The sequence below is a fragment of the Paenibacillus sp. P4_E11 genome, assembly GCF_056401635.1.
The window spans coordinates 1-4,822 of the sequence record NZ_JBFUIX010000209.1 but is presented as its reverse complement, the minus strand read 5'-3'; the positions used below and the strand labels follow the sequence as shown (position 1 = coordinate 4,822).

4 protein-coding genes and 1 pseudogene are annotated in these 4,822 nt (G+C 47.7%); all 5 read right to left on the bottom strand.

Annotated elements, in window-relative coordinates; genetic code table 11:
• Window positions 1-183: pseudogene (locus AC1DWB_RS31360) on the bottom strand (translocation-enhancing protein TepA); the annotation flags it as partial.
• A gap of 157 nt (window positions 184-340) precedes the next feature.
• Window positions 341-2,017, bottom strand: a complete 1,677-nt coding sequence (locus AC1DWB_RS31355; protein WP_477545018.1) for a ribonuclease J — start codon at window positions 2,015-2,017, stop codon at window positions 341-343.
• A gap of 200 nt (window positions 2,018-2,217) precedes the next feature.
• Window positions 2,218-3,081, bottom strand: a complete 864-nt coding sequence (gene dapA / locus AC1DWB_RS31350) for a 4-hydroxy-tetrahydrodipicolinate synthase (protein ID WP_477545017.1) — start codon at window positions 3,079-3,081, stop codon at window positions 2,218-2,220.
• Window positions 3,082-3,171: 90 nt separating this feature from the next.
• Window positions 3,172-4,395 (bottom strand): aspartate kinase, encoded by a 1,224-nt coding sequence (gene dapG, locus AC1DWB_RS31345; RefSeq protein WP_477545016.1) that lies wholly within the window; start codon window positions 4,393-4,395, stop codon window positions 3,172-3,174.
• A 53-nt stretch (window positions 4,396-4,448) separates the two neighbouring features.
• On the bottom strand, window positions 4,449-4,822 hold a 374-nt coding region (locus AC1DWB_RS31340), incomplete at its 5' end, for an Asd/ArgC dimerization domain-containing protein (protein WP_477545015.1).

Here is a 4,822-nt window from a genome sequence, read left to right as displayed (position 1 = left end):
GTTCTGTGGCGGCAGCACGAGATGCCCTTCTACCTGCCCGATAATCGTCATGCAGTAAATGTTCGATTCCGCGGCCGGTGTGTTCGTTTGTCCTAATTGTTGAATGTTATCCAACACCGGATTTCTTCTTTTCTCATCCGGCAATTCCTGGGGCTCTTGCTCGTTAGTGGGGAACTTATCCATGGCAGCCTCCTGACGAAATGATCCTACCTAGTATAGGTTGAAGCGGCAATTTTATGCGGGTGCGTGAACAACGAAAAGCCCTTGGGAGGTTCGTGATCCCAAGGGCTTGATCCCATACACGTTATATAAGGTGTACAAGTGACTGTACGTTTCCCATCTAAACTTCCATAATAATTGGAAGAATCATCGGTCTTCTTCTGGTTTGTTCATACAAAAATCGTCCAAGTGCATCTTTTACTTGAGTCTTGAGCGACGCCCATTCGTTGACGTTCTCAACCATGAGTCGGTTCAATGTGTTGGTTACGATCCGATTCGCTTCATCCAGAAGCCCTTCGGATTCGCGGACGTATACAAACCCTCTCGAGATAATATCCGGTCCGGACATAATGGCTCCATCTTGCTTACTGAGCGTGACTACCACTACCAAGATACCGTCCTGGGACAGTAGCTTGCGATCGCGCAATACGATGTTGCCTACGTCCCCGACGCCAAGTCCGTCAATCAGCGTATTACCTGAGCTGACCTTCGATCCTCTGCGCGCCACTCCACCTTGAATTTCAACCGTGTCCCCAATGTCACAAATAAATATATCTTCACGATCCATGCCAATCGATTCAGCCAACAGAGCATGCTGTCTCAGCATCCGATACTCACCATGAATCGGAATGAAGAATTTAGGCCTAATCAGATTAAGCATGAGTTTCAATTCTTCTTGACTACCATGTCCAGATACGTGAACACCAGATACGGAACCTGGTCCATAAATGACGTTAGCCCCGATCCGGAACAATTCATCGACTACCCGTCCTACGTAACGCTCGTTGCCTGGAATTGGAGTTGCAGCAATGATCACCGTATCTCCCGGCAGTATGTCTACTTTACGATGAGTAGAACGTGCCATACGGGTAAGAGCAGACATCGGCTCACCTTGACTGCCCGTACACAAAATGACAACACGATCTGCTGCCAGCTTGTTCACTTCCTCCGGCTCAATCAACATACCATCCGGAATGTTCAAGTAACCGAGCTCTTGTGCAATGGACACTACATTCACCATACTACGTCCGATAACTGCAACTTTACGGCGTGTAGCAACAGCTGCATCCATCACTTGTTGAACCCGATGCACGTTAGAAGCGAATGTCGCTACTACAACGCGCTGTTTCGCTCTACGGAATACTTCTTCCAACTCCTTGCCCACCGTACGTTCGGAACCGGTATATCCCGGACGTTCCGCGTTCGTACTGTCGGAGAGCAAAGCCAGCACACCATTCCGACCTAATTCAGCCATCTTATGCAGATCGGYGAATTGATCGTTCACTGGCGTCTGATCGAACTTGAAGTCTCCCGTGTGCACTACATTCCCTTCCGGTGTTGCCAGACAAACGCCGACGGAATCCGGAATACTGTGGTTTGTACGGAAGAAGGTCGCTTTCATGCAGCCGAGTTGAAGCTCCGATTCACCATGGATCAGAATCCGCTTCGTATCGCCGAGCAGATTAGCTTCCTTCAGCTTACTTTCGATCAACCCCATCGTAAGCTTCGTGGCATAAACCGGCACGTTCAGACTTCTCAACACGTAAGGCAATCCGCCAATATGATCCTCATGCCCGTGGGTGATAAGAATAGCTCTTACTTTGTCGCGATTCTCAATCAGGTAAGAGATGTCTGGGATTACGATATCAATCCCTAACATATCTTCTTCTGGGAACTTCAATCCGGAGTCAATGACCACAATATCATTCGCATATTGGACAACATACATATTTTTCCCAATTTCGCCCACGCCGCCAAGAGCGAAAATGGATAATTTCTCTATATTTTTCTTAGACAAGACTATACCTCCTAATATAATTTGACGACGATCTCAATAAAAACAAACCTTCAAGAAAATAACCGAACCAGTCACTTGCCATTATTATACATGATGCCTGTTACCTAAAACAAGTCGAGTGAAATTATTGTACCCCAAAACGAAAAGCCGATGCTGCTCTTCCTTCCAAAGTGCAGGTACCCTGTATAGCTTATTATAACCTAAAACAGTGACTCCACAAAGCGGCCTTCCTCTGCCGTAACTGCGAGCAGTGGCAAGCGAACACCGCCTACTTCGATTCCCTTGACGTTCAGCGCGTGTTTGATCCCTGCTGGGCTAGGTACGCGGAATATCCCTGTGAAGATCGGGAACAGCTTGGCATGGAGCCCAGCTGCTTGGCGAATCTCGCCGTTCAGATAGGCTAACACCATCGCTTTCATTTCTTTCCCAATGACATGACTTGCTACGCTAACAATACCGTATCCTCCAATAGACAAGACCGGCAATGTCAGGCTATCATCACCACCATAGACTCTGAATCCTTCACTCGATTTCGAGATTACTTCTGTAATGTGATTCAGATCGGGTGTAGCTTCCTTGGATGCTACGATGTTCGGAATATGGGACAACCGGATCGTCGTGTCGGCGGCCAATTGTATTCCCGTACGATGAGGGACGTTGTACAACATGACGGGTAACTTCGTGCTCTCAGCAACTGCCTTGAAATGCTGATACAACCCTTCTTGCGAAGGACGGTTATAATAKGGCGCTACCAGCAGAACTCCGTCTACCCCTAACTTCTCAGCTTCGCGTGTTAGATGAATGGAGTGACGCGTATCATTGCTGCCCGTTCCGGCAATAATCCGACAGCGTCCTTGTGCACGCTTAACCGAAACTTCGAACAACTGCAGCTTCTCCTCATCGGACAACGTAGGCGATTCTCCGGTCGTTCCACTGATAACAAGCGTATCCGTCTGCTGCTCTTCAATCAAATAGTCAATAAGCGTGTCAACTTGCTTCCAATCGATTGTCAAATCTGCGTTTAATGGGGTGACCATGGCGGTGATAACTCTTCCAAAATCCACGCGAATTTCCCTCCCTAAGCATTTACGTAGTAAATGCACTACGTAAGCATAATCCTAGCATTTACGTAGTAAATACACTACGTAAGCATATCAAACTGACTTGTGAAATTGAAATTTATTATGCAAAGCACGTACCGACTTCACCATATCTGACTGCTGGACCAGAACCCAGATCGTCGTATTGGAATCGGCAGATTGTAAAATCTGAATATCTTCTTCGGTCAAAGCTTCTACGATATGTGCCATAATGCCAGGTACTCCGTTCATGCCTCCGCCTATTACGGAAACCTTCACGCAGCCTTGCAGCCATTCTGGCTCATAACCTAACTGACGTAATGTAGCAACCGCTCTCTCCGCTTCATAATCGAAGACCGTATACATGACGCCAGATGGATTAACATTAATAAAATCGACACTAATCTGGTGTTGGGCCATCGACTTGAATACACGCAATTGCAAGTCATATTGCCCTTCAGCGGCAACTACTCGGATTTGTGTTAGAGATGGAACATGGGCAATGCCTGTAACATACCGATCTCTAAGCGGTTTATTCAAGCTCCGCAATGATTCTGGTGAAGCAACAAGCGTACCCAAATCTTCAGTGAACGTGGAACGAACCCGAATCGGCACGTTCGCTTCCATTGCAATTTCAACTGCGCGGGGATGAATAACTTTGGCGCCTTGGTAGGCCATATTGCATATCTCGGCATACGTCACGCTCACAATGGACTGAGCCTCAGAGACTAGACGTGGATCCGCTGTAAAAATACCATTCACATCGGTGAAAATATCTACGTATTCCGCTTTTAACGCCGATCCAAGAGCAGTTGCGGAAGTATCACTCCCGCCCCGACCAAGCGTCGTTGTATCGTATTCATCCGACTGACCTTGAAACCCGGTCACGATAACGACGTTCCCCAGACTTAGCAAATGCAAAATCCGGGAAGGCTGAATCGATTCAATATGTGCATTACCGAAGCGTGCATCTGTCCGAACTCCGGCTTGACCTCCAGTAAGTACGGTTGCGGGAATCGATAACGCATTCAATTCACTGCATAGAACAGCTGCAGAGATAATCTCTCCGCAGCCGAGAAGCATATCCCGCTCCCTTGCGGGAATGGCATTTCCGTTCTGCCGGACTAGGTCCAGCAATGTGTCCGTGGCGTAAGGGTCTCCCCGTCTCCCCATAGCGGATACAACGACGACTAATGCATATTGTTCGGCTAGTGCTTGTCGGATATGATGAATGGCATGAGTTCTGGATTGGGTATCGGAGAGGGAAGTTCCGCCAAACTTTTGCACAAGGATGCGCATCTTCTTCCCTCCAAAACTTGGTTGCCTTTGCCTTCAAGAGATTGATCTATAAGTCATTCTGGCTGTTCAATGGCAATATATTCAGCAATCTGAACCGCATTCCATGCAGCGCCTTTGAGCAGGTTGTCAGAGACGATCCACATGTTCAAAGCGAGCGGATTGTTCAAATCGCGACGAACACGACCTACGAACGTCTCCAGCTTGCCGGCAGCATCTGAGGCTAACGGATACACTTGTTCCTGAGGGTTATCCTGCAGCACGATACCAGGAGCATCTGCGAGCAATGCCTTGACTTCGGCCAGATCGAATTCCGACTTGAGTTCTACATACACCGATTCTGAATGACCGTATACGACTGGTATGCGAACGCATGTCGCGGTAACTTCAATTGATTCGTCACCCATAATTTTCTTAGTCTCGTTAATCA

Bases quoted from the DNA above. Each gene is read 5' to 3' on its own strand.
- dapG (WP_477545016.1), bottom strand. From the start codon at position 4,395: ATGCGCATCCTTGTGCAAAAGTTTGGCGGAACTTCCCTCTCCGATACC.